Annotated in this window: 6 protein-coding genes; 1 reads left to right on the top strand and 5 read right to left on the bottom strand. The window is 35.1% G+C overall.

Features of this window, described 5'->3' with window-relative positions; all coding sequences use genetic code 11:
* On the top strand, positions 1-287 hold a 287-nt coding region (locus A3844_RS30825), incomplete at its 5' end, for an integrase core domain-containing protein (RefSeq protein ID WP_143192031.1).
* Here the strand turns inward: A3844_RS30825 and A3844_RS32980 are convergent.
* The 5 genes from A3844_RS32980 to A3844_RS33675 form a co-directional block, all read right to left on the bottom strand.
* Positions 206-433, bottom strand: coding sequence for a hypothetical protein (locus A3844_RS32980; protein WP_167374790.1), 228 nt, complete (start codon positions 431-433; stop codon positions 206-208). The two genes, A3844_RS30825 and A3844_RS32980, sit on opposite strands and share 82 nt — an antisense overlap.
* A 41-nt stretch (positions 434-474) precedes the next feature.
* A complete protein-coding gene (locus A3844_RS30820) occupies positions 475-1,428 on the bottom strand; it encodes a DUF4145 domain-containing protein (RefSeq protein WP_074109508.1) in 954 nt (317 codons plus the stop codon).
* Positions 1,429-1,590: 162 nt separating this feature from the next.
* Positions 1,591-1,731, bottom strand: a complete 141-nt coding sequence (locus A3844_RS30815; RefSeq protein ID WP_074109509.1) for a DUF255 domain-containing protein — start codon at positions 1,729-1,731, stop codon at positions 1,591-1,593.
* A 334-nt stretch (positions 1,732-2,065) separates the two neighbouring features.
* Positions 2,066-2,758: a toll/interleukin-1 receptor domain-containing protein gene (locus A3844_RS30810; RefSeq protein ID WP_074109507.1), complete on the bottom strand. Its 693-nt coding sequence runs from the start codon at positions 2,756-2,758 to the stop codon at positions 2,066-2,068.
* A gap of 274 nt (positions 2,759-3,032) precedes the next feature.
* The coding region (locus A3844_RS33675; protein WP_244169890.1) for a transposase at positions 3,033-3,306 on the bottom strand (274 nt) is incomplete at its 5' end.

Here is a 3,306-nt window from a genome sequence, read left to right as displayed (position 1 = left end):
AACGCCTGAACAAATACCATATGAAGGCGAGCATGAGCCGCAAGGGGAATTGCTATGACAATGCCTGTATCGAATCCTTTCATAGCATCCTAAAGAAAGAGTTTGTCTATTGCACCAAATTCAAAACAAAACAGCAAGCGCAGGATGAGATGTTCCAGTATATTGAGTTTTTTTATAACCGCAAGCGAATCCACAGTGCACTGGGTTATCTTTCCCCTGTCCAATTTGCAGCGAAGTTCAAAAGAAAAAGACCGCATAAATCTATTTTTTTATGTCCACTTTCTTGACGGAAGTCCAAAGCTGCATTTAGATAAAGCATATTGATAGATGGTTCAATCCAGGGCAATGGCTCTGGTAATTCCTTGAATAACTGTTGTACATTACTTGAAATATATTTAAAATAATCGTCAATAACCATAGGTTTAATTGTCATATGCTACTCCTCCATTAACTTTATGCTATTGAGATGATCGTCTAACATCTGGTTAGTTTTTTTATTCTTGTTAAAGTCCAAGCTGCGGTTTGTCCAAATTCATCTACTGTTGATGTTACCGCGGCATAGACAAGGCTATTCTTAACTAGCTCCATTTCCTTGATTTGAACTATATTTTTTTCAGATAAGTCAATAATAACTGGAAAACCATTTGCAGTATCGATTAGAGTAATTTCCATAAAACTAAAATCTATTGCTTCGATAATGTAAAAACTCTCCCTAGATACGAGATCGGTTCCTGGTTTAACGGTTATATCCAAATTGAATAGTTGGGAAAGAGCATTACGTTGTTTGAAAATCATATCTTCAAAATTCTTTACATATTTATTTTCCGAATCGTTTATTTCATCTATTGCTTTATTCGCAATATCATCAAATATATCCAGTGTCATTTCCTCTTTAAAGCCTATTGAAATCTTCAACAAACTTTTAAAACTATTCATGACACTTAGAGCTTCTCTTTTCAGAATCATATTATCTTTCTTTTTAAAGTTATCATTATAATGGAGACAATCGTTTCTTATTTTACGTATATCATTCATTAGAGAATAAGAATTTTTTGAAATTAATTTGGCTTCCAACATTAAACTTAATCTATTATACTGCGTTTCTGATTGCCATTCATTTTTCCCGGCTTTAGTAACCAAATACTTTGTAAAATCTTCTACTGAAATACCAATCAAAGCAATGCAACTGGTGTAAAAACCAAATTCATAAAGAGCTTCAGCTTCCTTCAATAATTTCACGAAATCGCTATTATCATCAAAGAATAAAATTTCCTCTATTTCCCATTTCCGTTCAATAATTTCATCGAGATTATTATCCAACCATTTTTTCACTATTTCTGAATATGCCTTTTTATCCCTTTGAATATAAGCCATTTGCTCATTAGTTTGAACTAATTTATAGTTGAATTTATTAAAATCAAAATACATAATAAGCACTCCATTCTTATGTAGTTATTAGGATATTCCCCTAAAATTACTTTCGCATATTTTTGTACCTACGAACATGGCAAAAGTATGGCGAATCAAAAAAGCCACCATCACAAGGCAGCATTATTATGTATTATTTTATTGATTTACACGAACATCCCATCAGTGGTAGTTCTTTGAATAGTAGCAAGTAGACAAAAAAATAGGCTTATCTTTTGCTTTTGCAAAGGCTTCATCATTCCACGCATACCAATTAACATGGCTATAAGCGTGTTGAAGTAGATATGGACATTTTTCATTTATGAGAGACTATTGGCTACTTTATCAGTATTAGGCACAGGCATCACTTCCTTTCAAATTAAATTTGATTTAGTATACCCAAGTTTTCGAAAAATAAAGAAACCTCACAGAAATAAGTGAGGTTTAGGATTGAAAATTTATTTACTTTCAATATGTAGAAAATGCTTATACTATACTTGTCCATTGTCAACAACTACCGGTGGCTTGTACTACCTTTCAAGCGAGCTATAAACTTTCAATTTCGCACTACCTTTTCTGCGGGGCTAGTGCCGCCGTTGTGCCAAACCGCTCGTTATAGGCAGTGCTTCGTCCATAGAGTTTGATTTTTTTATATCGTTTATGGGGTAACCAATTCCGCTATTTTAGCCGCAACATCTGCCATTGAATCTTCAATAGTACTTAAGCCACTTCGTGAGCCAAGTAACGGACTAACTTCACGTAAATCCTCATAAGTCGTATTATGAACAATAGGGACAAGCAAATCACGAGCTAGCAAAGCTGAAAGTTCTTTATCTGCAATTCCTTCGCCCTTAACACGTTTAAGAAATGAAGGTGTAACCAATACAATACCGACACGAGATTTTGCCAACCCTTTATCAATTTCACGAAGTAAAGATGAACCCAAAAGAACATCCTTTTCACTAAACCAGATAGTTACACCTTTTGATTCAAGTAAATCGTGTAATTCCTTAGCTGCGTCTTTACGGTCATCCCAAGCGTGACAAAGAAAAACATCTCGTAAATCTGGTGATTTTGAACGTTCCTCAACATTTTCACGCACAGGAGTAAGTGTTCGAATTTCCGCAGGAGTATATAAAATAGTAGAACCAACTGAAGACCAACGTGCTTTTGTCCTAGTTTGTCCGCCACCACTACTACGACTTGTAGAACTGTTTGATAATGAAGAATGTGGTGAAGAATACGAGTTGTAACCTCCATAACTACCTCTATAACTACCTCCACACGCTGGGCAGTTTTCTCTTGCACTTGCCGTGCGATGACCGTGAACTGGTGCTGTACATCTTGCCATATTTTTATTCCCCCTATATTTTTTAAGAGAACTTTATCTGTCTGTATGTTATTATATGAATATTTTACCACAAATCGTAACATAACACCAACTGTTAGATGTACAATAATTAGCTAATAAAAATAAACGTATCAAATAAAATGTCATGTGTTTCTTAAACCTTTAATTTTTCCCACTTGTAAGAAGTCTATATCAATCCGTAACATTTTCTATAAAGCCCCTGTTTTCATTAATTTACATTGGGTGTAGTAACTAGGTCGTGTCTGAAAACTTTTCATTGAGTCAATTTGAAAATGGCAGCTACGTATACAAACGCCAAGAATGACTTGGCCAATTTGTCGTAACGAGTAGCCACACGGCGAAAATGTTTGATTTTATTGAAAAAGCACTCCACTAAGTGTCGCTCTTTGTACCGATACCAATCGACTTTCCATGGGTTTTGACTATTCGCTTTAGGCGGGATAGTGTAGGATGCCTGCTTAGCTGTAATCCAATTCCGAATCACTTCTGAGCCATAGGCTTTGTCGCCAAGAATATGACTTCCTGTA

Origin of the sequence: Paenibacillus helianthi, from assembly GCF_001909055.1 — a bacterium.
Classification (GTDB): Bacteria; Bacillota; Bacilli; order Paenibacillales; family Paenibacillaceae; genus Paenibacillus_AQ; species Paenibacillus_AQ helianthi.
The sequence above is the reverse complement of the archived record's forward strand: the minus strand, read 5'-3'. Positions and strand labels throughout refer to the sequence as shown.

Excerpts from the sequence above, each read along its gene's own strand:
- A3844_RS32980 (WP_167374790.1), bottom strand. The coding sequence starts at position 433 with ATGACAATTAAACCTATGGTTATTGACGATTATTTTAAATATATTTCA.
- A3844_RS30820 (WP_074109508.1), bottom strand. The coding sequence starts at position 1,428 with ATGTATTTTGATTTTAATAAATTCAACTATAAATTAGTTCAAACTAAT.
- A3844_RS30810 (WP_074109507.1), bottom strand. The coding sequence starts at position 2,758 with ATGGCAAGATGTACAGCACCAGTTCACGGTCATCGCACGGCAAGTGCA.